Below are 26,231 nucleotides of genomic sequence, written 5' to 3' on the forward strand. Positions count from 1 at the left end.
TCGGCCTGGGCTCGACTGCGGCGAAACGTCGAATGGCGTGCATTATCGCACCCTGAGAGCCCCACGCAAGGCGACCCCGGGAGCCTCAGCGGTATTTCAGGCGCACGCCTTCCTGGCCCTGCACCTCGCGCAGGCTGATCAGCAGCTCGTCGCTGGGCGTGACCTTCCACGCCTCGTCGAGCTCCAGCCAGCCCGACGCCTCGGCGTTACGGTAGCGCAGGCGCACCGGCAGGCCCTCGGCATCGCACCAGGGCGCGAGGCTCGCACGCAGGCTGTCGATCAGGCGTCCGTTGGCCAGCGCGCCGTCCAGCGAGAGTTCCACCGCCTGGCCGTAGCGGGCGCGCGCCGCCACCATGGGGGTGATCTCCTTGCCGCGCAGGCGCAGGCCGCCTGAGTAGTCGTCGCTTGACACCTCGCCCTCAACGATCAGCACCTGGTCGGGTTCGATACGGCCGCGCAGCTGATGATAGAGCTCACCGAACAGGGATGCCTCGATGCGCCCGGTACGGTCATCGAGGGTGACGAAGGCCATGGTGTCGCCGCGCTTCGACTTCATGGTGCGCATCCCCACCACCAGGCCGGCGACCCGCTGGGGCTCGCGGGACGGCTTGAGGTCGCTGATGCGGGTGGACACGAAGCGAGCCAGCTCGTGCTCGTACTCGTCGATGGGATGGCCGGTCAGGTAGAGCCCCAACGTATCCTTCTCGCCGGCCAGGCGCTCCTTGTCGGTCCATTCCCGGGCGCCCCGGTAGTCGGCATAGGCATCGTCGGACGCCTCATCGACGAAGGCCTCGCCGAACATGTCGATCATGCCCTGGTTCTGGTTCGACTGGTTCTGGGCGGCGGCCTTCAGCGCATCCTCGAGCGCCGCGGCAAGCACCGCCCGGCTCGGCCCCAGGGTATCCAGCGCCCCGGAGCGGATCAGCGCTTCGAGGGTGCGCTTGTTCATGCGCCGGGGGTCGACGCGACGGCAGAAATCGAAGATATCGGCAAACGGGCCATCGAGCTGGCGGGCCTCGACGATGGCGCCGATCGGCCCCTCGCCGACGCCGCGAATGGCGCCCAGGCCATACACCACCCGCCCCTGGTCGTCGACGCTGAACTTGTAGCTGCCCACGTTGACGTCCGGCGGGGTCACGGTCAGGCCCTGGTGGCGGCACTCCTCGATCAGCGGTACCACCTTGTCGAGATTGTCCATCTCGGTGGACATCACCGCCGCCATGAACGGCCCGGGATAATGCGCCTTGAGCCAGGCGGTCTGGTAGGAGACCAGCGCATAGGCCGCCGAGTGCGACTTGTTGAAGCCGTAGCCGGCGAACTTTTCCACCAGGTCGAAGAGATTGCCTGCCAGGTCACGATCGATGCCGTTGGCGGCACAGCCTTCCATGAAGCCGTCGCGCTGCTTGGCCATCTCCTCGGGCTTCTTCTTGCCCATGGCGCGGCGTAGCAGGTCGGCCTGGCCCAGGCTGTAGCCAGCCATGACCTGGGCGATCTGCATGACCTGTTCCTGGTAGAGGATGATGCCGTAGGTGGGCCCCAGGACCGGCTTCAGGAGCTCGTGCTGGTAGTCGGGGTGCGGGTAGGAGATCTCCGCCCGGCCATGCTTGCGGTTGATGAAGTCGTCGACCATGCCCGACTGCAGGGGGCCGGGACGGAACAGCGCGACCAGCGCGATCATGTCCTCCAGCGAGTCGGGCAGCAGGCGCTTGATCAGCTCCTTCATGCCGCGCGACTCGAGCTGGAACACCGCGGTCGTCTCGGCCTTCTTGAGCATCTCGAAGGTCGGCGCGTCGTCGAGGGGAATGGTGTCGATGTCCAGCGGCCCCTGGCCCTCGACCGAGCGCACCTTGTCGACCATCTCCAGCGCCCAGTCGATGATGGTCAGGGTGCGCAGGCCCAGGAAGTCGAACTTGACCAGCCCCGCCTCTTCGATGTCGTTCTTGTCGAACTGCACCATCAGGCCCGAGCCGTCCTCGTCGCAGAGCAGCGGCGAGAAGTCGGTGAGCTTGGTGGGGGCGATCACCACCCCGCCGGCATGCTTGCCGGTGCCGCGAGTGATGCCCTCGAGGCGTCGCGCCATCTCCCAGATTTCCTGGGCGTCCTCATCGGCCTCGAGAAACTCCTTGAGCGCCGGCTCCTGGTCGATGGCCTTGGCGAGCGTCATGCCGACTTCAAAGGGGATCAGCTTGGAGAGCTTGTCGCCGAGCGAATAGGGCTTGCCCTGGGCGCGCGCCACGTCGCGCACCACCGCCTTGGCGGCCATGGTGCCGAAGGTGACGATCTGCGAAACGGCGTCGCGGCCGTAACGCTCGGCCACGTAATCGATCACCCGGTCGCGCTTCTCCATGCAGAAGTCGACGTCGAAGTCGGGCATCGAGACCCGCTCGGGGTTGAGGAAGCGCTCGAACAGCAGATCGTAGCCGATCGGGTCGAGGTCGGTGATCTTCTGCGCATAGGCGACCAGCGACCCGGCGCCGGAACCGCGGCCCGGCCCCACCGGCACGTCGTTGTCCTTGGCCCACTGGATGAAGTCCATCACGATCAGGAAGTAACCGGGGAAACCCATCTGCAGGATGATGTCGAGTTCGAAGTCCAGCCGCTGGCGATAGCGCTTGTCGATCTCGGCATATTCGTCCCCGTCGCGGGGGTAGCGCGCCGGCGGGAACAGGAAGTCCAGGCGCTCGGTGAGACCGTCGTGGGACACCTTGCGAAAGAACTCGTCCTGGGTCATGCCCTCGGGAATCGCGAACTCCGGCAGGAATATCTCGCCCAATCGCACGTCGACGTTGCAGCGTGTGGCGATCATCACGCTGTTCTCGAGCGCCTCGGGGATGTCGGCGAACAGCTCGGCCATCTCCGCCGGGCTCTTGAGGTACTGCTCCTCGGTGTAATGGCGCTCACGACGCCGATCGTCCAGCGCCTTGCCATCGCCGATGGCGACCCGGGTCTCGTGGGCCCAGAAATCGTCGCGTTCCAGGAAGCGCACGTCGTTGGTCGCCACCACCGGCGTGTCGGTCTCGAGCGCCAAATCCACCGAAAGGTGCACGCACTCCTCCTCCTGCAACCGACCGGTACGGATCAGCTCCAGATAGAAGCGCCCCGGAAAGGCGGCGCTCCACTCCTCGAGCAGGACACGGGCCTCGTCGTGATGATCGGCGAGCAGGTGGCGACCAATCTCGCCATCGCGGCCCCCGGAGAGCGCGATCAGGCCATCACTTTGTTCGAGCACCCAGGCCTTGTCGAGCAGCGCCCGCCCTTGACGCTGCCCCTCGAGCCAGCCTCGCGAGATCAGCTCGGTGAGGTTGCGATAGCCCGCAGCGTTCATGGCCAGCAGCGTCAGGCGGTAGGGGTGCGCGGCATCGTGCGGGTTGGCCAGCCACAGGTCGGCCCCGATGATCGGCTTGAGGCCGGCGCCCTGGGCGGTCTTGTAGAACTTGACCAGGCCAAAGAGGTTGGCCTCGTCGGTGACCGCGAGTGCCGGCGAGCCCTGCTCGCCCGCCGCCTTGACCAGCGGTTTGAGGCGTACCAAGCCGTCGACCAGGGAGTATTCGGTATGAACGCGAAGATGAACGAAGGGCGTGGTCATGGGGGACTCGGAGTATTGGGTGTTACAGAAAAACGGCTTCGCGTGGCTTGGCTCAGGACGTGGACGTCAGGATAGCCCCAGCTGGCGTTTCACCGGGCCGAAGGAGCGCCGATGCTCCGGCAGCGGCCCCAGGCATTCAATCGCGGCCAGGTGCTCACGCGTCGGATAGCCCTTATGGCGCGCGAACCCATAGCCGGGATGCCGGGCGTCGAGCGCGACCATGTCGGCGTCGCGGGCTACCTTGGCGAGTATCGAGGCGGCGGCGATCGCCGGATGGCGGGCGTCGCCCTTGACCACCGCCTGGCCGCAAACATGATGCCCGGGCAGACGATTACCGTCTACCAGCAGGTACTCGGCAGCCGGCGACAGGGCATCGATGGCGCGCCGCATGGCCAGGTGTGTGGCATGAAAGATATTCAGCGCATCGATCTCGGCCGCACTGGCCTCGGCCAGCGCGAAGGCCAGCGCATAGTAGCGGATCTCGCGGTCGAGCGCCTCGCGCCGGCGGGCGCTGAGCGCCTTGGAGTCTTTGAGCCCGTCGATAGGCCGGGCCGGGTCGAGAATCACCGCGGCGGCGACCACCGCCCCGACCAGCGGACCCCGGCCGACTTCATCGACACCGGCCAGACGCGTGCCGGTGTAGTCGATCACCAGCGGGGGCAGCTCCCTGGCGCTCATCGAGTTGCGTCCCTCGTGACGGCCACGGCGTTTTCGGGCGAAACGCTGTCGGGCAACGGGCGGCCGTCGACCAGGGCCTCGATGGCATCAACCGCGCGGCGGCTGGCATCGCGTTGCAGCCCGGCATGCATGCCGACAAAGCGCGTCTCCAGCGCCTGGCGCCCTTCGGGGTCGTCGAGCATGGCCGAGAGTCGGCCGGCAATGGCCTCCGGCGTGGCGGCGTCCTGGATCAGCTCGGGCACCAGCGCCTCGCGGGCGATCAGGTTGGGCAGCGAAATCCACGGCGTCTTGACCAGCCGCCTGGCCAGCCAGTGGGTCGCCGGCGCCATGCGGTAGGCCACCAGCATGGATCGATGGCAGAGCATCGCTTCCAGCGCCGCGGTCCCCGAGGCCAGCAGCACCAGGTCGCTTGCCACCATGGCCTCGCGCGCCAGGCCATCGAGTATCGTCACCCGGTCGGCCAGTGCTTGCCGTGAAGCCAGCAGCGTTTCGAGCTCGGCGCGGCGCTGCGGTGTCGCCGCGGGAATCACTATCTGGAGATCGCGGCGCTTCTCGCAGAGACGCTGCGCGGTATCGAGGAAGGTCTCGCCCAGAAAGCGGATCTCGTTGGCCCGTGAGCCCGGCAGTATCGCCAGCACCGGCCGCGCCTCGTCAAGACCCAGCACGCGTCGCGCTGACTGGCGGTCGTTGTCGAGCGGCAGGTCGTCGGCCAGCGGGTGACCGACGAAGGCCACCGGCACGCGATGCTGCACGTAGAAAGCAGCCTCGAAGGGCAGGAAAGTCAGCATGGCGTCCACCGCGCGGGCGATTCCCTTGACCCGCCCCTGGCGCCAGGCCCACACGGAGGGGCTGACGTAGTGGGCAGTGGTCACGCCGGCCTCGCGCAGTTGCCGCTCCAGCCCCAGGTTGAAGTCCGGGGCGTCGATGCCGAGCATGATGTCGGGCCGCCAGGCCAGCGCGTCGCGCTTGAGTTCCCGACGCACCCGCACCAGGCGCGGGAGATGCTTGATCACCTCGACCAGCCCCATCACCGAGAGGGTCTCCAGGGGGAACCGGCTGTCGATGCCCTGCTCGAGCATGCGTGGCCCCCCGATGCCCCGAAACTCGACACTAGGATGCCGCGCCTTGAGCGCTCGCATCAGGCCGGCACCGAGAAGGTCGCCGGAGAGTTCGCCGGCGACGAGATAGACACGCCTGACTGTCATGTGCAGCTCATGCTGGGGTCTCGTCAGCGGATAATTCCGCGCGTCGAGAGCTCGATGGAGGCGGCGAAGGTCTCGGTCTCGGGCAACGAGAAGCGCGCATGGATCTGCTCCAGCGCCTGCTCAACCGTCAACCCCTGGCGGTAGACCAGCTTGTAGGCCTCGCTCAGCGCGCGGATCGACTCCTTGGAGAAGCCGCGGCGCTTGAGCCCGATCAGGTTGAGACCGTGAGCCTGGGCCGGATTGCCGCTGATCATGATGTAGGCAGGGGTATCCTTGGTGATGATCGAGCCACCTCCCGCCATGGCATGATCGCCAAAGTGGCAGAACTGATGGATGGCCGATAGACCACCAAGTATCACGAAGTTACCCAGATCGACGTGCCCGGCCAGCGTTACCTGGTTGGCCAGGACGCAATCGTTGCCGACCAGGCAGTCATGACCGACGTGCACATAGGCCATGAAAAGGTTGCGGGACCCGATAGTCGTCTCGCCTCGGTCCTGAACGGTGCCGCGATGCAGGGTCGCCCCTTCGCGGATGACGTTATCATCGCCCATTACCAGGCGGGTCGGCTCGCCGGCGTACTTCTTGTCCTGGCAGTCCTCGCCCACCGAGGCGAACTGGAAGATCCGGGTTCGCGCACCGAGCACGCTGGGGCCCTTTATCACCACATGAGGGCCGATGCGGCTCCCGGGGCCGATCTCGACATCGGGGCCGATCACCGTGAAAGGCCCCACCTCGACATCATCGGCCAGGTGTGCCGCGGGATCGATGAGAGCAGTGGGATGTATCAAGCGACCTTCCTCTCGGCACAGATGATCTCCGCTTCGCAGGCGAGCTCGCCGTCTACCGTCGCCTGGCAGGCGAATTTCCAGATACCGCGTTTTTCGCGAATGACGTTCGCCTTGAGCACGACCCGATCGCCCGGCATCACCGGGCGCTTGAAGCGTACGTTATCGCTGCCGACGAGATAGTAGACATAGCCATCAGCCGGCAGTTTGTTGACGGTCTTGAAGCCGAGAATCCCGCAGACCTGGGCCAGGGATTCGAGCACCAGCACGCCGGGCATAATGGGATGGTGCGGAAAGTGGCCGTTGAAGTACGGCTCGTTGATGCTGACATTCTTGTAGGCAACGATGGCTTCGCCCAGCGTAAGCTCCGTCACCCGATCCACCAGCAGGAACGGGTAGCGGTGGGGGAGATAATCACGAATCTCGTTGATGTCCATTACCATCGTTGCAACCTCTGAAAAGACGAAATGCCCGCCACCGGGCGGGCACGAGCCGACGTGAAATGCCGTCGGGCAGGCGAAGGATTATAGCGCTGCACGCGGCACACTCAAGCTGGCCATCCCGCTTGGCCTGCTCAACCGCTGCGCCCGCTTTTCTCGAGCCGGGCGAGACGCTTGGCGAGGTCATCCAGATGCTTGAAGCGCACCGCATTCTTGCGCCACAGGGCGTTGGGCATCGCGCCGGTACCGGATGAATAGACACCGGGCTCGAGGATCGAGTTGGTCACCAGGCTCATTCCGGTGACCTGGACGCCATCGCAAAGCGTGAGATGCCCCGAAAGCCCCACCCCGCCACCGAGCATGCAGTGCCGGCCCACCCGCGTCGATCCGGCGATGCCCACGCAACCGGCCAGGGCGCTATGGTCGCCGACCTGCACGTTATGTGCGATCTGCACTTGGCTGTCGATCTTGACGTCGTTGCCAATGACCGTATCGCCGAGTGCGCCGCGGTCGATGCTAGAGCAGCTACCCACCTCGACATCGTCGCCCAGTATCACGCCGCCCAGCTGGGCAATCTTCTGCCAACCGGCCCCGTCATGGGCGAAGCCGAAGCCGTCGGCCCCGATCACCGCACCACTGTGCAGGATGGCCCGCGCACCGATGACCACGCCGTGATAAACCGTCACGTTGGCGTGCAGACGTGAGCCCTTGCCGATACGCGAATCGGCGCCCACCACACTGCCCGGTCCCACCACCACCTCGTCACCCAACTCGACACCAGCCTCGATCACTGCATTGGGGCCGACCTCGATGCCCTCTCCCAGAATGGCGCCTTTCGCGACCACGGCCGAGGAGTGAATGCCTGTTCTTTCTCGCCGCATCAGGGGATCAAACAGCCGTGACAAGGCCGCGTAGCCCAGATACGGATTGGCCAGTTCGATCCGATCGACCGGACAGCTTGAGGCCAACTCGGGCGACAGCAGCACAGCACCTGCCCGAGTGCCCGGCAAATCCTTGAGGTAGGCGCGGTTGGCGAGAAAGGCGATCTGCGAGGGACCGGCTTCGCGCAAGGTAGCCAGGCCCGTTACCCGACGCGAAGGATCACCCACCAGCCTGGCCTCGAGTTGCTCGGCCACGTCGGCGAGGGTAAGGGTCGGTGAGTCTGTTGACGTCATGATGGCCGGGCCCGGTGGCTAGGCTGAGTTACAGCAGTGAGTTGAGGATCTGAGTCACTTCTTCGGTCAAATCCTGCAGGTCCGCATCGGTATGCAGCACTCCCTGCGGGTCGACCAGCACCTCGACGCCGTGGCGCGAGATAACCTGATCCACCGCCTGCTCCAGCATGGGTTCGGCCTGCTGCAGGAATTCCTGCTCGGCCTGTTGCTGCGCCTGCATGACTTGCTGGCGCAACTGCTCGAACTCGGCGCCCTTTTGCTGGAACTCCTGCATGGCGGACTGGCGCTCACCCTCGGCCATCTGCTGACCCTCCTGCTGCAGCCGCTGCTGCATCTGCTGGAGCTCCTGGCCCAGCGACTCGGCCTGCTGTTGCTGGCTGCCGATGCGGCTCTGCAGGTCGCTCATGGACTGCTGGGCAGCGTCGGTCTGCATCAAGGCGCGCCGCCAGTCAAGCAGGGCGACTTCGGCGGCGTGGGCCGGCAGCGCCAGCGCGGCGAGCAGCACGATACTCAATGAGGCGGTCAAATTTCGCATGGTCGTGCTCCTTGCAAGGCATGGTAGGCAGCAGGCGCGATCAGAACGTCTGACCGAGCGAAAACTGAAAGAACTGGGTGTCGTCTTCGCTCTGCTCGTTGAGTGGTTGGGCCACACTGAAAGTGAGCGGGCCTACCGGCGTCAACCAGGAGAGCCCGATCCCCGCACTGTAGCGCAGGTCACCCAGGTCTACCCCGGAGCTGCAGTTGGATGTCTCGCCCGCCGGCACGTCATAACAACTGGAGAGAAAAGTGTTACCCGCATCGACAAAGAAGCCCGACTGGATGCTGCGGCGATCTTCGACGAAAGGCAGCGGGAAGAGCAGCTCGGCGCTGCCTTCGACCAGCACATTACCGCCCATCGTGCGATCGCGATCGGTGCTGGAAGGCGGTGTGGTGCGCGGTCCCAGGGTATTGGAGGTAAAGCCGCGTACCGAGCCCAAGCCCCCCGAATAGAAGTTCTCGTAGAAGGGGAAGGGGTCATCGCCGACGCTATCGGCATAGCCCAGCTCGCCACTGAACTTCATCACCCACTCCTCGGCGTCGTTGAGCGGGAAGAGGTGGCGTGCCTCGGCGCGCATCTTGTAGTACTGGGCGTCGCTGCCCGGCACCGACGTTTCCAGCGAGAGTCGCTGGTAACTCCCTGCGGTGGGCATGATGCCGCGATTCAGGTTGTTGCGGGTCCAGCTGCCCGTGAGCTTCAGGCTCTGGGCATCGGCTCCTTGATCCCTCACGTACTCGTCGATCTCGAGTGCCGTGTCGTTGTAGGTCTTGATCGACAGGTCTTCCACCGAGGCGCCGAAGTTGAGGCGCGTGAGCTCGTTGATCGGGTAGCCGAAGTTGATCCCGCCACCGAAGGAATCGGTCGAATAGGTAGAAATATCCGAGTCCTCGTAGTCTGTCTCACGGTAGAAAAGATTGTAGCCCCGCGAGATCCCATCCAGCGTCCAGTAAGGATCGGTGAAGCCAAAGTTGAGGCTGGTGAAGATATCGCTGCGCTGGGCGCCGATGTTCACCCGATTGCCGGTACCGAGGAAGTTGTTCTGGGAAAGCGAGGCCCCATAGATCACCCCGGCGTTCTGGGAGAAGCCGACACTCGCCGAGATGGAGCCGGACGGCTGCTCCTCGACGGTATAGGTGACATCGAGCTTGTCCTCTTCTCCCGCCACTGGCTGCGTCTGCACATCGACCTGGCGGAAGAAGCCGAGGCGCTCCAGGCGCTCCCGCGACTGACTGATCGACTCGGTAGAGGCCGGCGCACCCTCGAGCTGGATCATCTCGCGGCGCAGTACTTCATCCTCGGTGGTGGTGTTGCCAGCGAATTCGATTCGCCGCACATAGGCGCGACGACCAGCGTCTACCTGGAATACCAGATCGACGGTCTCGCCATCGTTGCCCAGTTGAGGAACGCCATCGACAGTAGCGAAGGCGTATCCTTCGGCACCCAGGCGCGAGCGCAGGGCCTCGGAGGAGGACGTGACATCGCTGCGTGAGAAGATGTCGCCCGGCGTGACCTCCAGGAGCTCACGCGCCTCGCGCTCGCTGATCTGCAGGTCGCCGGTGAAGGCGATATCGCCCAGGCGATACTGGCTGCCTTCTTCTACATTCACCGTGATGAAGATCTCCGACTGGTCGGGACCAATCGATACCTGGGTGGAGGCGATATTGAAGTTAACGTAGCCACGATCGAGGTAATGAGAGCGTAGACGTTCGAGGTCTCCGGATAGCGCCTCGCGGGAGTATTCGTCGCTTGAGAACCAGCCAAACATCCAGCCGGGCTTGTCTTCCAACTCGAAAAGGTCAAGTAGCTCTTCATCGCTGAAGGCTTCGTTGCCAACGATATTGATCTGGCGGATCTTGGCCACGGCCCCTTCGTTGATATCAATATTGACCTGAACCCGGCCCTCGTCGATCGGCTCGACCTCGGTGTCGATGCGGGCACTGTAGCGCCCCTGGGCCTGGTAGACCCCTTCGAGTTCACGCTGGATCTCCTCGATGGTCGAGAGTTGCAGCACCTGCCCTTCTGCCAGGCCAGCCTCCTGGAGGCCCCGGCGCAGGTCCTCATCGGAAATCTGCTCGTTGCCGCTGATCTCCAGCCGGGAGATGGTTGGACGCTCGACCACCTGGATGATCAAAACATCGCCGTCTCGGGCGAGCTCGATGTCCTCGAACAGGCCGGTGGCAAAGAGTTCACGGGTGGCGTCGGCCAGTTCACGGTCATCCACACGATCACGAGCGCTGACGGGAAAGGCATTGAATACGGAGGCGGCGGAGACCCGCTGCAAGCCTTCAACTCGAATGTCGGAAACTTCGAAGGGTTCCGCCTGAGCCGTCGCGGCTCCAACGAGCAGCAGCGCCGCTAGTCCGATGGTCTTGATTTTCATGCAGTCGATTCGCTCGCGTTGATCTGCCAAACCTGTCCAGACAGGCACCTTATACATTTGTACGGGTGACTGACAAGGCGAGAGCGATTGCTCTACCGCCTGGCGTCACCCATTGCCACCTTATTAGCGAAGGCGCATTTCCCCCATCACCACAGGCGCATCAAGTCGAAATAGATCGCCATGATCATCAGCGTGCCGACCACCGCCAGCCCCAACCGCAACCCCACCGCCTGGGCCCTCTCGGAGACCGGCCGACCACGCACCACTTCCATGAAGTAGTAAAGCAGGTGTCCGCCATCCAGCACCGGAATCGGCAACAGGTTCAGCACGCCCAGGCTGATCGATAGATAGGCCAGGAAGCCGACGAAGCTCTCGAGCCCGGAGCGCGCGGAGTCGCCAGCGATACGCGCGATGGTGATCGGGCCCGAAAGATTGCTCGGCGAGATCAGGCCCACCAGCATCTTGCGGATCGCATCCAGGGTCAGCACGGACATCTCGCCGGTACGTGCCATCGCATGCCCCACGGCGGCCAGCGGCCCGTAGCGGATCTCGCGACGATAGGCCTCGGGCCATTCCACCGGCTCGACCCCGGCACCGATATAACCGATGGCCATGCCATCCTCGAGCTCGTTGCGACCCGGGGTGAGCTCTATCTCGAGCCGCTCGCCATCACGCAGCACCTCGACGACCAGAGGCTCGCCGGGGCTGGCGCGCACGATATCCACGAAATGCGGCCAGTCTTCCACGGGCTCATCGTTCACCGCCAGCACTTCATCGCCAAGGGCGAGGCCGGCCTCGGCGGCCGCCTCGCCCTCGACCAACTGGCCCAGCACTGCCGGAAAAGCGGGTCGCCAGGGCGTAAGCCCCAGACTTGGCAGCGGCCGGGGCGGGTCCTGTCCGACCAGCCAGTCCTGTACCGGCAGACGATGCTCGCGGGGCTCGCTCTCGGCGTCATTCCGAGCACCAATACGCAACTCGCCACTCTCGCCGATGGCCGCCACCAGCTTGAGGTTGATCTCTTCCCAGGAACGTACCGCCTCGCCCTGGACCGACGCGATCTCCTGGCCGGCCTGCAGGCCGCCACGATCCGCCGGGGAGTCGGGTTCGACGTCACCCACCACAGGCGCCACCGTCGTAGTGCCGACCACGAACAGCGCCCAATAGGCCACGATCGCCAGCAGGAAGTTGGCCAGCGGCCCGGCGGAGACGATAGCGATTCGCTGCCAGACGCTCTTGCGGTTGAAGGCCTCGCCCAGTTGCTCTTCAGGCACCGGTGCCTCGCGTTCGTCGAGCATCTTGACGTAACCGCCCAGCGGAATAGCCGCCAGCACGAATTCCGTGCCGTGGCGATCCAGGCGCGACCAGATCGGCTTGCCGAAGCCCACCGAGAATCGTAGCACCCGCACACCGCATCGCCTGGCCACCCAGAAGTGGCCGAACTCGTGAAAAGTAATCAGCAGGCCCAGCACCACGATGACGGCCAGCACATTCTGGATCAGGCCCAAGGCAGTCTCCTCCCGGGTTGCGTTAAGGGGGCGTCGCGTCGCGCCTTAATGATGCCCGAGCCGCTCAAGAGCGACCCGACGGGCGTGCGCATTGGCCTCGAGTATCGTCTCGAGGTCCACCGCGGACTCCACGGCAATGGCCTCTAGCGTACAGCCCACCAGCTCATCGATGCCGGTGAAGCCGAGCCTTCCTGCGAGGAAGGCCTCTACAGCCACCTCGTTGGCGGCATTGAGCACGGCCGGCGCAGTGCCACCCGCGGCCATCGCCTCGCGTGCCAGGCGCAGGCAGGGAAACGCGGTCTCGTCGGGGGGCTCGAAGTCGAGTCGTGCCACCGAGAACAGGTCCAGCGCCTTGACGCCGGCCTCGATGCGCTCCGGCCAGGCCAGCCCATAGGCGATCGGGGTGCGCATGTCAGGGTTGCCCAGCTGGGCGATCACCGAGCCATCGGCATAGGCGGCCATGGAGTGAATAACGCTCTGCGGATGCACCACCACCTCCACCTGGTCGGGGCGGGCGTCGAACAACCAGCAGGCTTCGATCAGCTCCAGCCCCTTGTTCATCAGCGTGGCGCTGTCTACCGAAATCTTTCGCCCCATCGACCAGTTGGGATGCGCACAGGCCTGGTCCGGTGTCACGCCGGCAAGGTCCCCTCGCGACCAGCCGCGAAAGGGCCCACCCGAGGCGGTGAGCAGCAGCTGTGAAACACCATGGTGTTCAAGGCCGCCGCGATGCTCCACGGGTAGACACTGATAAATGGCATTATGTTCGGAATCGATCGGCAACAGGGTCGCGCCATGTCGGTTCACCGCGTCCATGAACAGCGCCCCGGACATCACCAGGGCCTCCTTGTTGGCCAGCAGGACCCGCTTGCCGGCCTGCACCGCCGCCAGGGTCGGCAGCAGCCCCGCGGCGCCGACGATCGCCGACATCACCACATCGGCCTCGCTGGCCCTGGCCACCTCGACCAGCGCCTCCGGACCAGCATTCACCTCGGTGTCGAGCCCCGCTGCCCGAAGTCGCTCGCGCAGCCAGCCAGCGTCCTCTTCACCGTCCAGCACTGCCACGGCGGGACGGTGCACGCGGCAGCACTCAAGCAAGGCCTCCCGAGAGCGATGCGCGGTCAAGGCATGCACCCGATAGCGCTCGGGATGGCGAGCGATCACGTCCAGGGTGCTGGAACCAATCGAGCCGGTGGCGCCCAGCACGGTCACGCCGCGAGGGCGAGGAGCGGTATCGACCATCACAGCCCTCCTGCGGTGAGCAAGGCAAACAACGGCAAGGCGGCGGTCAGGCTATCGATCCGGTCGAGCACACCACCGTGGCCTGGCAGCAGGTTGCTGGAATCCTTGAGTCCCCGATAACGCTTGAGCATGCTCTCGAGAAGGTCCCCCAGCACCGAGGCCAGCGTCACCATCAGCGTGATGCCCAGCAGAGCAACGAAGCCGCCGGCACCCAGGCCTTCCCAGAAGGCGAAGACCACGGCCAGCACGGCGGTTACGGCCATGCCCCCGAACACGCCCTCCCAGCTCTTGCCGGGGCTCACCCGCGGGGCCAGCTTGCGCTTGCCGAACTTGCGGCCGGCGAAATAGGCGCCGATATCGGCGCCCCACACCAGCAGCAGCAGAAACAACAGCCAGGCGGCGCCGGTCTCCCGCAACAGGTACAGGCCGACCCAGGCGGGCAATAACACCCACAGGCCCATGGCCAGTCGTCGTCGGGTGGAATGCCACTGCGAAACGCGGTCGGGGTAGCGGGTGACCCAATACAGATTAACCAACCAGCCTGCCAGGGCGAGCCACAGCGGCCAGGTCGCCAGCAGCGCGCCCGAGAGCCACAGCAACCCCATCAACACCGCCAGGCCGCCGAGTAGCGCCAGCCGCGCGCCAGGCGCCTCGACGCCGGCCAGCTGGGTCCATTCCCACCCAGCGAGCAGCACGATCATGGCGGTGAACAACGCGAAGGCGCCCCCCGTCAGGCCGAAGAGACCGACCAGCATGAGTGGCACCAACCAGGCCACCGTGATGATGCGCTGCTTAAGCATTACGGTGCGCCTCGACCTGCTCATCGGTCATGCCGAAGCGCCGTTGGCGGTGACGAAAATCATCCAGCGCCTGGTCGAAGGCCGCCTTGCCGAAATCGGGCCAGAGCGTCGGGGTGAAATACAGCTCGGCGTAGGTCATCTGCCACAACAGGAAGTTGGAGATACGCTTCTCGCCGCTGGTGCGTATGCACAGATCGACCGGAGCGTCATCGGGCAGGCAGACCATCCGATCGATGGCTTGTTCATCGATGTCCTCGGCGTCCATCTCACCGGCGGCGACGCGCTCGGCCAGCCGACGCGCCGCGCTGGCGATGTCCCAGCGGCCCCCATAATTGGCGGCGACCACCAGGTGCATGCGCGTGTTGTCGCGGGTCAGCGCCTCGGCGCGGGCGATATGGTTCTGGATCGAGCTTGAAAACGCGGTGCGATCGCCGATGATCGTTAGGCGAATACCGTTGTCGTTGAGCTTTCTGACCTCACGCTTCAACGCCATCAGGAAAAGCTCCATCAGGGCGCTGACCTCGGCCTTGGGACGCTTCCAGTTTTCGCTGGAAAAGGCAAACAGGGTCAGCGTCTCGATGCCGCGCTCGGCGGCACGACGGATCACCGCACGCACCGCCTCGACGCCAGCCCGGTGGCCTCTGATGCCTGACAATCCACGCGCCTTCGCCCAGCGGTTGTTGCCGTCCATGATGATAGCCACGTGGCGTGGCATACCACTCTCGACAGGCGCCCTCGGGCCACTGTCGAAACGGGAGTCGGGAAGCTGCGGTGGCGTCATGATGTCTCGCATGAAAGGTGTGCTGAAAACGGGCGACGGGTCTTGCCCTTGGGTCCTCAGACCTGCATCAGGTCGTGTTCCTTGGTTTCCAGCGTCTTGTCGATCTCGGCGATGAACCTGTCGGTCAGCTTCTGCACCGCTTCTTCGGCCTGGTGCTGCTCGTCCTCGGAAATGTCCTTGTCCTTGAGCAGCGTCTTGATATCGCCGTTTGCGTCACGACGCACGTTGCGCACCGCCACCCTGGCATGCTCGGCTTCCTGGCGCGCCTGCTTGATGTACCCCTTGCGAGTCTCTTCAGTGAGCATCGGCATCGGCACGCGAATGACGTTGCCGGCACTGGCCGGATTGAGGCCGAGGTCGGAGGTCATGATGGCCTTCTCGATCTTGGGCACCAGGTTCTGCTCCCAGGGCACCACGGAGAGGGTGCGGGCGTCCTCGGTGTTGATCGAGGCCACCTGATTGAGCGGCACCTGAGAGCCGTAATACTCCACGGTTACCGAATCCAGGATACTGGAGTGGGCGCGCCCGGTACGAATCTTGTTCAGATTGCTGTGAAGGGCCTCGAGGCTCTTCTTCATGCGGGATTCCGCATCTTTCTTGATATCGTCGATCACGTTGTCAACCTCTGTCTATCAGCGTGCCTTCCTCGCCGCCCATCACAAGATTGAGCAGGGCGCCGGGCTTGTTCATGTTGAAGACCCGTACCGGCATCTCATGGTCCCGCACCAGGCAGATGGCGGTCAAATCCATCACGCCGAGCTTCTGTTCAAGCGCATCGTCGTAGCTCAGTCGATGGTACTTGATGGCATCGGGAAACTTGACGGGATCCTTGTTGTAGACCCCATCTACCTTGGTGGCCTTGACCACCACATCGGCATCAATCTCGATGCCGCGCAGGCAAGCGGCCGAGTCGGTCGTAAAGAAGGGATTGCCGGTGCCGGCGGAGAACAGTACCACGTCACCGGAAGTCAGGTAGCGAATCGCGGTACGCCGGTCATAGTGTTCCACCACCCCGCTCATGGGGATGGCCGACATGACACGCGAGCGAATATTGGAGCGCTCCAGGGCATCGCGCATGGCCAGCGCGTTCATCACCGTGGCCAGCATGCCCATGTGGTCGCCGGTGACCCGATCCATCCCGGCCTCGTGCAGCGCCGCGCCACGAAACAGGTTGCCGCCGCCAACCACGATTCCCACCTGCACCCCGATGCCCACCAGCTGGCCAATTTCCAGGGCCATGCGATCGAGCACCTTGGGATCGATACCGAAGTCGGCATCACCGGTGAGCGCCTCACCCGACAGCTTCAGGAGGATACGCTTGTACTTGGACTTGTCGGGGCGGGTCTTCTCGAGGCGGGAGGGATCGGCGAGCGGGGTGGCGGGACGAGCGGCTTCGCGAGGGCTCGCGATCGGGGCATCATCCTGATCGGCGTTGGGCATGGCATGTCTCCTGGATCGTCAACGGTGGAAGGGGGTCCGACGGGTCCACCAGCCGGATACGCGAAGGCGTGCGCGGGAGCGCACGCCATCCACGAACGGAACCTATGACCTCAGCTACGCTTGGCCTGTTCCATCACTTCCTGGGCAAAATCAACCTCTTCCTTCTCGATGCCTTCGCCGACCTCGAAGCGAGTGAAACCGATCACCTCGCCACCGGCCGCCTTGACGTACTCGGCCACGCTCTGGTTCGGATCCTTGACGAAGGGCTGCTCGGTCAGGCTGTTCTCAGCCAGGTACTTCTTTAGCCGACCCTGCACCATCTTCTCGGCGATCTGCTCGGGCTTGCCGGCCATGTCGGGCTGCGCCAGGATGATGGCCTTTTCCTGATCCAACGCTTCCTGGGGCATGTCGGCCGGATGCGCGACCGAGGGATTGATCGCGGCGACGTGCATGGCGACATCCTTGGCGACTTCGGCGGTACCGCCCTTGAGCACCGTCAGCACACCAATGCGACCGCCATGGACGTATTCACCGACCCGATTGCCTTCACCGGCCTCGATCACGGCGCAACGACGCACGCCGATGTTCTCGCCGATCTTCTGCACCAGCTGCTCGCGAGCGGTCTCGAGGTCGCCTTCCATGACGGCGGCCACATCCTCGCTCCTGGCGGCGAAGAAGGCGTCGGCAATCTTCTCGGCGAAGGCCTTGAAGTTGTCGTCACGCGCGACGAAGTCGGTCTCGGAGTTGATCTCGACCATGACGCCCAGGCTGCCGTCCTCGGCCACACGCGTGACCACGGCGCCCTCGGCGGCGGTACGACCGGCCTTCTTGGCGGCCTTGAGGCCTGAGCTCTTGCGCAGGTTCTCGATGGCGACCTCGATGTCACCATCGGTTTCGGTGAGGGCCTTCTTGCATTCCATCATGCCGAGCCCGGTACGCTCGCGCAGTTCCTTGACCTGGGAGGCGCTGATAGCTGCCATGGGTTTCACCTCTGTATAGTTCTGCCTGAATTGTATTCCGAACCCGCCGATGCCAGCGAGTTCGGCGAAATCTGAGAAACGATGTCTAAGCTGCAAGTTCTGAGCTGCAAGTTCTGAGTAAAAAGGGGGCCGCGGCCCCCTTCTCGTCTTTCCGACACCATCACTGGCGGCCGGCCAGACGCGCCACGATTACTCGGCAGCAGTATTGCTTTCGCTTTCTTCGGTGACTTCGACGAACTCGTCGGGACGTCCTTCCTTCGAGCGAGCACAGGCGTCGGCAACGGCCTTGACATAGATCTGGATAGCACGAATGGAGTCATCGTTACCGGGGATCACGTAGTCGACGCCGTCCGGGTCGGAGTTGGTATCAACCACACCAATCACCGGGATGCCCAGCTTGTTGGCCTCGTTGATGGCGATGCGCTCGTGATCGACGTCGATGACGAACAGCGCATCGGGCAGGCCGCCCATTTCCTTGATACCACCGACGCTGCGCTCGAGCTTGTCCTGCTCGCGGGTCGCCATCAGCACTTCCTTCTTGGTCAGCTTCTCGAAGGTGCCGTCTTCGTGCATGGCCTCGAGTTCGCGCAGACGCTTGATGGAAACGCGGATGGTCTTGTAGTTGGTCAGCATGCCGCCGAGCCAGCGATGATTGACGAAGGGCATGCTCACGCGGCTTGCCTCTTCCTTGATGATCTTGCTGGCGCTGCGCTTGGTGCCAACGAACATGATCTTGTTGTTGGCTGCTGCCATCTTCTCGACCACCTCGATGGCCTCATTGAGGGCCGGCAGGGTGTGCTCGAGGTTGATGATGTGGATCTTGTTGCGGGCGCCGAAGATGAACTTGCTCATCTTCGGGTTCCAGTACTTGGTCTGGTGACCGAAGTGAGCGCCTGCCTTCAGCAGGTCACGCATATTGACGTGTGCCATGGATGACTCCTGGAAAATCGGGTTAGGCCTCCACGCACCCCATGGATCCGACCGCCGGGACCAACCGACAGCACCCGGGACCATGTGACGGTGCATGTGTGATTTCAAGGCGTTGCTGTTGCTTCAACACGTTGTCGTGGTCTCGCGCGCCTTTGCCGCCGCCGTGGACCGGATGAGCACATGTCACGATCGGGCACAGCGATTGCAGGAAAGCGCGCAGCTTTATACCATAGATCGACTCCCAGATGAAGTCGCCTATGCCGCATCACCCTGCGGTCAACCCGGCGACCCCACCCTGACCCGAGATTCCATGAACGTACCCATCAAGACGCCCGACGAAATCGACAAGATGCGCGAGGCGGGCCGCCAGGCCGCCAGCGTGCTGGAAATGCTGACCCCTCACGTCCAGGCCGGGGTCAGCACCGGCAAGCTCGACCGCCTGTGCCACGACTACATCGTCAATGAGCTGGGCTCCACGCCGGCACCGCTGGACTATCATGGCTTTCCCAAGTCGATCTGTACCTCGATCAATCGCGTGGTCTGCCACGGCATCCCCGACGATGCCAAGCAACTCAAGAATGGCGACATCATGAACATCGACATTACCGTCAGGACGGCCGATGGCTACCATGGCGACTCGAGCATGATGTTCGTGATCGGCGAGACCATTCAGGGCGAACGGCTCTGCCGTGTTACCCAGGAGTGCCTGTATCGCAGCATCGCGCTGGTCAAGCCAGGCGCACGCCTTTCCGAGCTCGCCCGGGCCATCCAGCAACATGCCGAAGCCAACGGCTATTCGGTGGTCCGCGATTTCTGCGGCCACGGGATCGGCGCCGGCTTTCATGAAGACCCCCAGGTGCTTCACTACGACGGCTATGCCCCCGAGGCCGATATCGCGCTTGCGGCCGGCATGTGCTTCACCATCGAGCCGATGATCAATGTGGGCTCGCACAAGACCAAGGTATTGCGCGATGGCTGGACCGCGGTGACCCGAGACAAGAGCCTGTCCGCCCAGTGGGAACACACTCTGCTGGTGACCGAATCCGGTGTGGAGGTCCTCACCGCTCGTGGCGAGGAAGACCTCTCCTTCCTCGAACGCTGAGTCGATTCCATGCTGCTGCATCACTATCGCTTCGCCCCTGACGAGTCGCTGTTCGACGTCGACCGCTTTCGCAGTGAGCTCACCGGCAGCCGTTCACCCATCGCCCCCTTCAAGACAGCGCTGCGCGAGATCCAGAGCCGCCTGGACGAACGCTTCCGCGCCGGCGCCGATATCCGCGACCTGGTGCACGGCCGCGCCTGGTGTCTGGATCGACTGCTGGCGGTCGCCTGGGAGCAGCACACCTGGCCCGATGATGGCGTGGCACTCCTCGCCGTGGGCGGCTATGGCCGCGGCGAACTGCATCCTCACTCGGATGTCGACCTGCTGCTGCTGCTTGAGAAGGATGACGACACACCGTACCGGGAACCACTGACCGCCTTTATCACCTTCCTGTGGGATATCGGACTGGAGATCGGCCATAGCGTGCGCTCGCTCACCGATTGCGTGCGCGAAGCCGAGGCCGACGTCACCGTCATCACCAACCTCCAGGAATCTCGCACCCTGGCGGGCCCGGAGCGGCTGCGCGACGCCATGCAGGCGCAACTGTCCACCGAGCGCTTATGGCCCGCCGATCGTTTCTTCGAGGCCAAGTGGCAGGAGCAGATTCGGCGCCACTATCGGTACAATAATTCCGAGTACCACCTCGAGCCCAACATCAAGAGCTCCCCGGGAGGCCTGCGCGACATCCAGATGATCGGCTGGGTGGCCAAGCGACACTTCGGCACCGAGCGCTACGAGGACATCGTCGCCAACGGCTTCATGAACGATGCCGAGCTCCAGATATTGAGCCAAGGCCAGGCCTTCCTGTGGCAGGTGCGCTACGCCCTGCACATGCTGACCGGCCGTGCCGAGGACCGCCTGCAGTTCGACCACCAGAACACTATCGCCGAGCTGTTCGGCTATCGCGACACGCCGGAACGGCTTGCCGTCGAGCAGTTCATGAAGCGTTACTATCGTCATGTGACCGCCCTGGCCGGCCTCAACGACATGCTGCTTCAGCATTTCGACGAGGCAATCCTCCACTCGGGCGAGAAACTCGCGACAACCGAACTCAACGAGCGCTTCGAGATCAAGGGCGGCTATATCCAGGCCAGGCGCCGCAGCGTCTTCCGCGACCGACCCTCCGCCCTGCTCGAGCTGTTCCTGCTGATGGCCGAGCATCCCGAGATCGAGGGGGTGCGCGCCGACACCATTCGCCTGATTCGCGATCATCGCCATCAGATCGATGACCTGTACCGCGACGACCTGCGCCACCAGAGTCTCTTCATGGCCCTGCTGCGCTCGGGCGGCAACGTGCCGCGCCAGTTGCGGCGCATGAACCGCTATGGCGTGCTCGGCAAGTACCTGCCCGAGTTCGGCCGTGCCGTGGGCCTGATGCAGCACGACCTGTTTCATATCTACACCGTCGACGCCCACACCCTGCGACTGCTCAAGTTCATCCAGTGTTTTCGCGGGCCCGAAGGGCGCGAGGTCTATCCGGTGGCCGCCACGCTGATCCATCAACTGCCCAAGCTGGAATTGCTGTGGATCGCCGGCCTTTTCCATGATATCGGCAAGGGACGCGGTGGCGATCATTCCGAGATCGGCGCGCGGGACGTCGAGGCCTTCGCCGAGCGACACGGCCTGTCGAGCCGCGATACCCGCCTGGTCAGCTGGCTGGTCTGGCACCATCTCTCGATGTCGATGATCGCTCAGAAACGCGACATCACCGACCCCGACGTGATCGCCGACTTCGCCCGCCTGGTGGGCGACGAGACGCGCCTGGACTATCTCTACGTGCTGACGGTGGCCGACATCAACGCCACCAATCCGACCCTGTGGAACGGCTGGCGGGCCACGCTGATGCGCCAGCTGCACAGCGAGACCAAGCGAGCGCTGCGTCGTGGCCTGGAAAACCCTCTGGAGCGCGACGACTGGGTGCAGGAAACCCGCAGCGAGGCCCATTCGCTGCTGGCGACCATCGGCGCCGACATGGCGCGTGTCGACCGGCTCTGGGAGTTGCTCGGCGAGGAGTATTTTCTGCAGTACGCTCCCAGCGAGATCGTCTGGCAGACCCAGGGTATTCTTGCCCACGAGGACAACGAGTTACCGCTGATCCTGATCAGCGCCCCCACCGACGACATGACCGAGGGCGGCACCAAGGTCTTCATTCACACGCGCTCGGTGGACGACCTGTTCGCCGCCACCTCGGCGGCCATGGAACAACTGGGCCTCTCCATCCACGATGCCCGCATCGCCACGTCGAGCAACGATCGCACCCTGAACACCTTCATCGTGCTCGACGAGCAGGGCATGGCGATCCGCGACCCCGCACGCATCGAGGACATCCGTCGCCATCTGGTCGAGGAGCTCGACGACCCCGACGACTACCCGCAGATCGTCACCCGCCACACCCCGCGCCAGCTCAAGCACTTCCGGGTGGCGACCGAGGTGACCATCGAACAGGACCCGGCCAACGAGCGCACCATGCTCGAGCTCACCGCCCCTGACCGTCCCGGCCTGCTGGCCCGGGTGGGGCGCATCTTCATGGAGCAGGACATCGCGCTGTCGGCGGCCAAGATCGCCACCCTGGGCGAGCGGGTCGAAGACGTCTTCTTCATCACCGACAAGACCGGCGTGCCGCTGACCGACCCGCAGCGCCAGCAGCGCTTGCGTGAGCGTCTCATCGAGATGCTCGACGTGTCCGGCTGAGTCTTGCCGGGACCCGGCGACGAGCCTGAGTTTGAGGCGTCGCCGGGGCTTGCCTATAATCGGCCCCTGCCCACACGCACGCCTTTCCAAGGCTTTCCAACGACAACGACGCCGACCCGGCGCCCCTGGACCCCCCATGAACCCGGACCTCGACGCCCTCAAGCCCTATCCCTTCGAGAAACTCGCGGCGCTGAAGGCCGGCGTGACGCCGCCGGGGCACCTGTCGCACATTCCGTTGACTATCGGCGAGCCGCAGCACGCGCCCTTCGAGGCGGCGCTCGACACACTGGTGGCCCATCGCCATGGCATGGCGCGCTACCCGGCCACCGCCGGCACGGCGGAGCTCCGTGGCGCCATCGCCGCCTGGGCGACCCGGCGATTCGGCCTTGGCGACCTCGACCCGGCAACGCAGGTGCTGCCTGTCAACGGCACGCGCGAGGCGATCTTCGCCTTCGTGCAGGCCGCGCTGGACCGTAGCCGACCGGCGAAAGTCGCCGTGCCCAACCCCTTCTACCAGATCTACGAGGGGGCGACGCTGCTTGCCGGCGGCCAGCCGCTCTATCTCGACTGTCGCGCCGAGACCGGTTTTCGCGCGGATATCGAGGCGGTCCCCGCCGCGACCTGGCGCGAGGTACAGATCGTTTTCGTGTGTTCGCCGGGCAACCCCACCGGGGCGGTGACGCCGCTTTCCGAGTTCGAGCGGCTGATCGCCCTTGCCGACGAGCACGATTTTCTGATCGCCTCCGACGAGTGCTATTCCGAGCTCTACCTGGACGAGGCCGCCCCCCCGCCGGGCCTGCTGGAGGCGTGCGCACGTCTGGGCCGCCACGACTATCGGCGCTGCCTGGTGTTTCACTCGCTGTCCAAGCGCTCCAACCTGCCGGGGCTGCGCTCCGGCTTCGTCGCCGGTGATGCTGCGCTGATCGCCGCGTTCAAGCGCTACCGCACCTACCACGGCTGCGCCATGTCGTTGCCGATTCAGCACGCCTCGATCACCGCCTGGAGCGACGAGGCCCATGTGCGCGCCAACCGCGACGCCTACCGCGAGACCTTCGCCGCGGTGACCGACATTCTTGCCCCGGTCATGTCTTTTCCCGCCCCAGAGGCGAGCTTCTATCTGTGGCCGGCGGTGCCGGGCGGCGACGACGAAGCGTTTGCCCGCGCGCTTTACGCCGAGCAAAACGTTAGCGTACTGCCCGGCAGCTATATGGGACGTCCCGCTTCCGACGACGGGATGGGGCGCCCCGGGCAGGACGGCACCAACCCTGGGGCCGGCAGGGTCCGCCTGGCGCTGGTGGCCGAAACGGCAGCGACCCGGGAGGCCGCCCAACGGATTCGCCGCTTCATCGAGAATTTCATCGAGAGGGGCTCAGCATGTTGACGCTTTATGTGATCAAGAACTGCGACACCTGCCGCCGTGCGCGCCGCGCCCTGGACGACAAGGGCCTGCCCTACCAGGCCTATGACCTGCGCGAGGATGGCCTGTCGGCCTCGCTTCTCGAGCACATCCTGGAACGGGTCCCGGTGATGACGCTGCTCAACAAGCGCAGCACCACCTGGCGGGAGCTCGATGACGACGACAAGGCCAACGTCGACGCCAACAAGGCCCGCGCGCTGATGCAGGCCCACCCGACACTGCTCAAGCGCCCGCTGCTCGACACCGGCGAGGAGATTCTTGTGGGCTATCGCAACGGCGATTACGGCCGCCTCTAACGGGCGTCTGCGCCAACGACACGACTTATCGCGTTTCCGTGCTCCCATCTTTCATTTAGAAAAAGAGGACTATCCCATGCTCAGCTTTGCACTCGGCATCGGCACACAGAACACCCAGGGCGACTGGCTCGAGATCTATTACCCGGCGCCGCTGCTGCATCCCGATGCCGGCTTGGTCGAGGCCGCCGGCAGGGTCGTGGACGCCCCGGCCGGCAACGCGGCGGTGAGCTTTTTGCCCGAACACTGCAGCGAACTGGCCAGCGCCCTGCGCGATGCCGGACACCCCGAACAGGCCGAACTGGCCGAGGCCCTCGCCGCGAGCAAGCGCCCGCTGGTGGCCATGTTCCTGGCCGACGACCAGCCGCCCCAGAGCGCACCCGAGGTCTATCTCAAGCTGCACCTGCTCTCTCACCGCCTGGTCAAGCCGCACGGCGTCGATCTTACCGGGATGTTCGGCCTGCTGCGCAACATCGCTTGGTCCAGCGAAGGCCCGATCGACATCGAGGAGCTGCCGGCTCGGCGCCTCAAGGCGCGCCTCGAGGGCCGTCCGCTGTCGGTGGATTGCGTCGACAAGTTCCCCAAGATGACCGACTACGTGGTTCCGGTCGGTATACGCATCGGCGACACCGCACGGGTACGCCTGGGCGCCTACCTGGGCGAGGGCACCACGGTGATGCACGAGGGCTTCGTCAACTTTAACGCCGGCACCGAAGGCCCGGGCATGATCGAGGGGCGCATCTCCGCCGGCGTGATGGTCGGCAAGGGCTCGGATCTCGGCGGCGGCTGCTCGACCATGGGCACGCTCTCCGGCGGTGGCAACATCGTCATCAAGGTCGGTGAGGGCTGCCTGATCGGGGCCAACGCCGGCATCGGCATTCCGCTGGGCGATCGCTGCACCGTCGAGGCCGGGCTCTATATCACCGCCGGCGCCAAGGTCACCCTGCTCGACGACCAGGGCCAGGAGGTCAAGGCCGTGGCGGCCCGCGAGCTGGCCGGGCAGGACGACCTGCTGCTGCGTCGCAACTCGGTCAATGGCCGCATCGAATGCCTGACCAACAAGAGTGCCATTGCCCTCAACGAGGCGCTGCATGCCCACAACTGAGGCACGGTCCCCGACCCTGGCACTGGCCATCGACCTACTGAGCCGCCCGTCGGTCACCCCGGACGACATGGGCTGTCAGGCACTGATGATCGAGCGGCTCGAGGCCATCGGCTTTCATGTCGAACGCCTGCCCTTCGGCGACGTAGAAAACTTCTGGGCCACGCGCGGCCACCACGGCCCCGTGCTGGCCTTCGCCGGCCACACCGACGTGGTGCCCAGCGGCCCCCATGTGCACTGGGACACGCCGCCCTTCGAACCCTGCATCGATGATGCGGGCATGCTGCGCGGCCGCGGCGCCGCCGACATGAAGGGCAGCCTGGCCGCCATGGTCACCGCAGTAGAGCGCTTCGTCGCCGCCCACCCGGACCATCATGGGCGGATCGCCTTTCTGATCACTTCCGACGAGGAGGGCCCGGCGGTCGATGGCACCCGCGCCGTCGTCGAGCACCTGCGCGAGGCCCATGAGCGCCTCGATTACTGCATCGTCGGCGAGCCGTCTTCCACCGACCACCTGGGCGACGTGATCAAGAACGGCCGGCGCGGGTCGCTCGGCGGCGTGCTGCACATCAAGGGCGTGCAGGGCCACGTGGCCTATCCGCACCTGGCGCGCAATCCCATCCACCAGGCGATGCCGGCCCTCGACGCCCTGGTGCGCGAGCCCTGGGACACGGGAAACGCCTTCTTCCCGGCCACCAGCTTCCAGATCTCCAACATCCGCGCCGGCACCGGCGCCACCAACGTGATCCCCGGCGACGTGGAAGTGGTTTTCAACTTTCGCTTCTCCACCGCCGTGACCCATGAACGCCTGCAGGAGCGCACCGAGGCCCTGCTCAACGCCCACGGCCTGACGTACCAGCTCGACTGGACGCTCAACGGCGACCCGTTCCTGACCGCCGAGGGCGAGCTGATCGATGCCGCGGTGGCCGGCGTGGAAGCGATACTCGGCCATCGCCCCGCGCTGTCGACCTCCGGCGGCACCTCCGATGGTCGCTTCATCGCCAGCCTGGGCAGCCAGGTGGTCGAACTGGGTCCGCGCAACGCCACCATCCACAAGGTCAACGAGTGCGTACGCGCCGCCGACCTCGACGACCTGAGCCGGGTCTATGAGGCGATTCTCGCCAGACTCTTCGTCAACGGCACCGCCCAGCCCTGAGG

General features: G+C 64.8%; 22 protein-coding genes. 6 read left to right on the forward strand and 16 right to left on the reverse strand.

Going from position 1 to position 26,231, the window contains the following annotated elements:
• Positions 1 to 85: 85 nt before the first annotated feature.
• The 16 genes from dnaE to rpsB form a co-directional block, all read right to left on the reverse strand.
• Positions 86 to 3,586: a DNA polymerase III subunit alpha gene (gene dnaE, locus BM341_RS07725; protein WP_089794585.1), complete on the reverse strand. Its 3,501-nt coding sequence runs from the start codon at positions 3,584 to 3,586 to the stop codon at positions 86 to 88.
• A gap of 66 nt (positions 3,587 to 3,652) precedes the next feature.
• On the reverse strand, positions 3,653 to 4,264 hold the full coding sequence (gene rnhB, locus BM341_RS07730) for a ribonuclease HII (RefSeq protein ID WP_089794587.1): 612 nt from the start codon (positions 4,262 to 4,264) through the stop codon (positions 3,653 to 3,655).
• Positions 4,261 to 5,469, reverse strand: coding sequence for a lipid-A-disaccharide synthase (lpxB, locus tag BM341_RS07735; RefSeq protein WP_089794589.1), 1,209 nt, complete (start codon positions 5,467 to 5,469; stop codon positions 4,261 to 4,263). Before lpxB ends, rnhB begins: the two co-directional genes overlap by 4 nt.
• Before the next feature lie 23 nt (positions 5,470 to 5,492).
• Positions 5,493 to 6,260 (reverse strand): acyl-ACP--UDP-N-acetylglucosamine O-acyltransferase, encoded by a 768-nt coding sequence (lpxA, locus tag BM341_RS07740; protein ID WP_089794591.1) that lies wholly within the window; start codon positions 6,258 to 6,260, stop codon positions 5,493 to 5,495.
• Complete coding sequence (gene fabZ / locus BM341_RS07745) at positions 6,257 to 6,700, reverse strand: 3-hydroxyacyl-ACP dehydratase FabZ (protein WP_089794593.1); 444 nt, start codon at positions 6,698 to 6,700, stop codon at positions 6,257 to 6,259. Before fabZ ends, lpxA begins: the two co-directional genes overlap by 4 nt.
• 131 nt (positions 6,701 to 6,831) lie before the next feature.
• A complete protein-coding gene (lpxD, locus tag BM341_RS07750; RefSeq protein WP_089794595.1) occupies positions 6,832 to 7,872 on the reverse strand; it encodes a UDP-3-O-(3-hydroxymyristoyl)glucosamine N-acyltransferase in 1,041 nt (346 codons plus the stop codon).
• Positions 7,873 to 7,900: 28 nt separating this feature from the next.
• On the reverse strand, positions 7,901 to 8,407 hold the full coding sequence (locus tag BM341_RS07755) for an OmpH/Skp family outer membrane protein (protein ID WP_089794597.1): 507 nt from the start codon (positions 8,405 to 8,407) through the stop codon (positions 7,901 to 7,903).
• Between the two features lie 40 nt (positions 8,408 to 8,447).
• A complete protein-coding gene (gene bamA / locus BM341_RS07760) occupies positions 8,448 to 10,790 on the reverse strand; it encodes an outer membrane protein assembly factor BamA (protein ID WP_089794599.1) in 2,343 nt (780 codons plus the stop codon).
• Positions 10,791 to 10,936: 146 nt separating this feature from the next.
• The gene (gene rseP / locus BM341_RS07765; RefSeq protein ID WP_089794601.1) at positions 10,937 to 12,295 is read right to left on the reverse strand and encodes an RIP metalloprotease RseP; all 1,359 of its coding nucleotides are present in this window, start codon (positions 12,293 to 12,295) and stop codon (positions 10,937 to 10,939) included.
• 45 nt (positions 12,296 to 12,340) lie between these two features.
• The gene (gene ispC / locus BM341_RS07770) at positions 12,341 to 13,537 is read right to left on the reverse strand and encodes a 1-deoxy-D-xylulose-5-phosphate reductoisomerase (protein WP_089794604.1); all 1,197 of its coding nucleotides are present in this window, start codon (positions 13,535 to 13,537) and stop codon (positions 12,341 to 12,343) included.
• On the reverse strand, positions 13,537 to 14,337 hold the full coding sequence (locus BM341_RS07775; protein ID WP_089794606.1) for a phosphatidate cytidylyltransferase: 801 nt from the start codon (positions 14,335 to 14,337) through the stop codon (positions 13,537 to 13,539). Before BM341_RS07775 ends, ispC begins: the two co-directional genes overlap by 1 nt.
• The gene (uppS, locus tag BM341_RS07780; RefSeq protein WP_089794609.1) at positions 14,330 to 15,118 is read right to left on the reverse strand and encodes a polyprenyl diphosphate synthase; all 789 of its coding nucleotides are present in this window, start codon (positions 15,116 to 15,118) and stop codon (positions 14,330 to 14,332) included. Before uppS ends, BM341_RS07775 begins: the two co-directional genes overlap by 8 nt.
• 56 nt (positions 15,119 to 15,174) lie before the next feature.
• Positions 15,175 to 15,732 (reverse strand): ribosome recycling factor, encoded by a 558-nt coding sequence (frr, locus tag BM341_RS07785; RefSeq protein ID WP_089794611.1) that lies wholly within the window; start codon positions 15,730 to 15,732, stop codon positions 15,175 to 15,177.
• A gap of 4 nt (positions 15,733 to 15,736) precedes the next feature.
• Positions 15,737 to 16,558, reverse strand: a complete 822-nt coding sequence (gene pyrH, locus BM341_RS07790; RefSeq protein WP_245784211.1) for a UMP kinase — start codon at positions 16,556 to 16,558, stop codon at positions 15,737 to 15,739.
• A gap of 110 nt (positions 16,559 to 16,668) precedes the next feature.
• Entirely contained in the window at positions 16,669 to 17,538 is an 870-nt protein-coding gene (gene tsf, locus BM341_RS07795; protein ID WP_089794613.1) for a translation elongation factor Ts, read from the reverse strand.
• A gap of 189 nt (positions 17,539 to 17,727) precedes the next feature.
• On the reverse strand, positions 17,728 to 18,468 hold the full coding sequence (rpsB, locus tag BM341_RS07800; protein ID WP_089794615.1) for a 30S ribosomal protein S2: 741 nt from the start codon (positions 18,466 to 18,468) through the stop codon (positions 17,728 to 17,730).
• Between the two features lie 310 nt (positions 18,469 to 18,778).
• Here rpsB and map point away from each other — a divergent pair, with 310 nt between their 5' ends.
• The 6 genes from map to dapE all read left to right on the forward strand — a co-directional run bounded on the left by map (position 18,779) and on the right by dapE (position 26,229).
• Complete coding sequence (gene map, locus BM341_RS07805; protein WP_089794795.1) at positions 18,779 to 19,570, forward strand: type I methionyl aminopeptidase; 792 nt, start codon at positions 18,779 to 18,781, stop codon at positions 19,568 to 19,570.
• Between the two features lie 9 nt (positions 19,571 to 19,579).
• Entirely contained in the window at positions 19,580 to 22,261 is a 2,682-nt protein-coding gene (locus BM341_RS07810) for a [protein-PII] uridylyltransferase (RefSeq protein ID WP_089794617.1), read from the forward strand.
• 136 nt (positions 22,262 to 22,397) lie between these two features.
• On the forward strand, positions 22,398 to 23,642 hold the full coding sequence (gene dapC, locus BM341_RS07815; RefSeq protein WP_089794619.1) for a succinyldiaminopimelate transaminase: 1,245 nt from the start codon (positions 22,398 to 22,400) through the stop codon (positions 23,640 to 23,642).
• Entirely contained in the window at positions 23,636 to 23,974 is a 339-nt protein-coding gene (locus BM341_RS07820; protein WP_089794621.1) for a Spx/MgsR family RNA polymerase-binding regulatory protein, read from the forward strand. The genes dapC and BM341_RS07820 overlap by 7 nt, the downstream gene beginning before the upstream one ends.
• A 76-nt stretch (positions 23,975 to 24,050) precedes the next feature.
• Positions 24,051 to 25,076 carry a 2,3,4,5-tetrahydropyridine-2,6-dicarboxylate N-succinyltransferase gene (dapD, locus tag BM341_RS07825; protein WP_089794623.1) on the forward strand — a complete coding sequence of 342 codons (1,026 nt, stop codon included), beginning with the start codon at positions 24,051 to 24,053 and terminating at the stop codon, positions 25,074 to 25,076.
• On the forward strand, positions 25,063 to 26,229 hold the full coding sequence (gene dapE, locus BM341_RS07830; protein ID WP_089794626.1) for a succinyl-diaminopimelate desuccinylase: 1,167 nt from the start codon (positions 25,063 to 25,065) through the stop codon (positions 26,227 to 26,229). The genes dapD and dapE overlap by 14 nt, the downstream gene beginning before the upstream one ends.
• Positions 26,230 to 26,231 lie beyond the last annotated feature (2 nt).

The organism is Halomonas korlensis, assembly GCF_900116705.1.
In the GTDB taxonomy this organism is placed as follows: domain Bacteria; phylum Pseudomonadota; class Gammaproteobacteria; order Pseudomonadales; family Halomonadaceae; genus Halomonas; species Halomonas korlensis.

Excerpts from the sequence above, each read along its gene's own strand:
- dnaE (WP_089794585.1), bottom strand. The coding sequence starts at position 3,586 with ATGACCACGCCCTTCGTTCATCTTCGCGTTCATACCGAATACTCCCTG.
- rnhB (WP_089794587.1), bottom strand. The coding sequence starts at position 4,264 with ATGAGCGCCAGGGAGCTGCCCCCGCTGGTGATCGACTACACCGGCACG.
- lpxB (WP_089794589.1), bottom strand. The coding sequence starts at position 5,469 with ATGACAGTCAGGCGTGTCTATCTCGTCGCCGGCGAACTCTCCGGCGAC.
- fabZ (WP_089794593.1), bottom strand. The coding sequence starts at position 6,700 with ATGGTAATGGACATCAACGAGATTCGTGATTATCTCCCCCACCGCTAC.
- lpxD (WP_089794595.1), bottom strand. The coding sequence starts at position 7,872 with ATGACGTCAACAGACTCACCGACCCTTACCCTCGCCGACGTGGCCGAG.
- BM341_RS07755 (WP_089794597.1), bottom strand. The coding sequence starts at position 8,407 with ATGCGAAATTTGACCGCCTCATTGAGTATCGTGCTGCTCGCCGCGCTG.
- bamA (WP_089794599.1), bottom strand. The coding sequence starts at position 10,790 with ATGAAAATCAAGACCATCGGACTAGCGGCGCTGCTGCTCGTTGGAGCC.
- ispC (WP_089794604.1), bottom strand. The coding sequence starts at position 13,537 with ATGGTCGATACCGCTCCTCGCCCTCGCGGCGTGACCGTGCTGGGCGCC.
- BM341_RS07775 (WP_089794606.1), bottom strand. The coding sequence starts at position 14,337 with ATGCTTAAGCAGCGCATCATCACGGTGGCCTGGTTGGTGCCACTCATG.
- uppS (WP_089794609.1), bottom strand. The coding sequence starts at position 15,118 with ATGACGCCACCGCAGCTTCCCGACTCCCGTTTCGACAGTGGCCCGAGG.
- pyrH (WP_245784211.1), bottom strand. The coding sequence starts at position 16,558 with ATGCCCAACGCCGATCAGGATGATGCCCCGATCGCGAGCCCTCGCGAA.
- tsf (WP_089794613.1), bottom strand. The coding sequence starts at position 17,538 with ATGGCAGCTATCAGCGCCTCCCAGGTCAAGGAACTGCGCGAGCGTACC.
- rpsB (WP_089794615.1), bottom strand. The coding sequence starts at position 18,468 with ATGGCACACGTCAATATGCGTGACCTGCTGAAGGCAGGCGCTCACTTC.
- map (WP_089794795.1), top strand. The coding sequence starts at position 18,779 with ATGAACGTACCCATCAAGACGCCCGACGAAATCGACAAGATGCGCGAG.
- BM341_RS07810 (WP_089794617.1), top strand. The coding sequence starts at position 19,580 with ATGCTGCTGCATCACTATCGCTTCGCCCCTGACGAGTCGCTGTTCGAC.
- dapC (WP_089794619.1), top strand. The coding sequence starts at position 22,398 with ATGAACCCGGACCTCGACGCCCTCAAGCCCTATCCCTTCGAGAAACTC.
- BM341_RS07820 (WP_089794621.1), top strand. The coding sequence starts at position 23,636 with ATGTTGACGCTTTATGTGATCAAGAACTGCGACACCTGCCGCCGTGCG.
- dapD (WP_089794623.1), top strand. The coding sequence starts at position 24,051 with ATGCTCAGCTTTGCACTCGGCATCGGCACACAGAACACCCAGGGCGAC.
- dapE (WP_089794626.1), top strand. The coding sequence starts at position 25,063 with ATGCCCACAACTGAGGCACGGTCCCCGACCCTGGCACTGGCCATCGAC.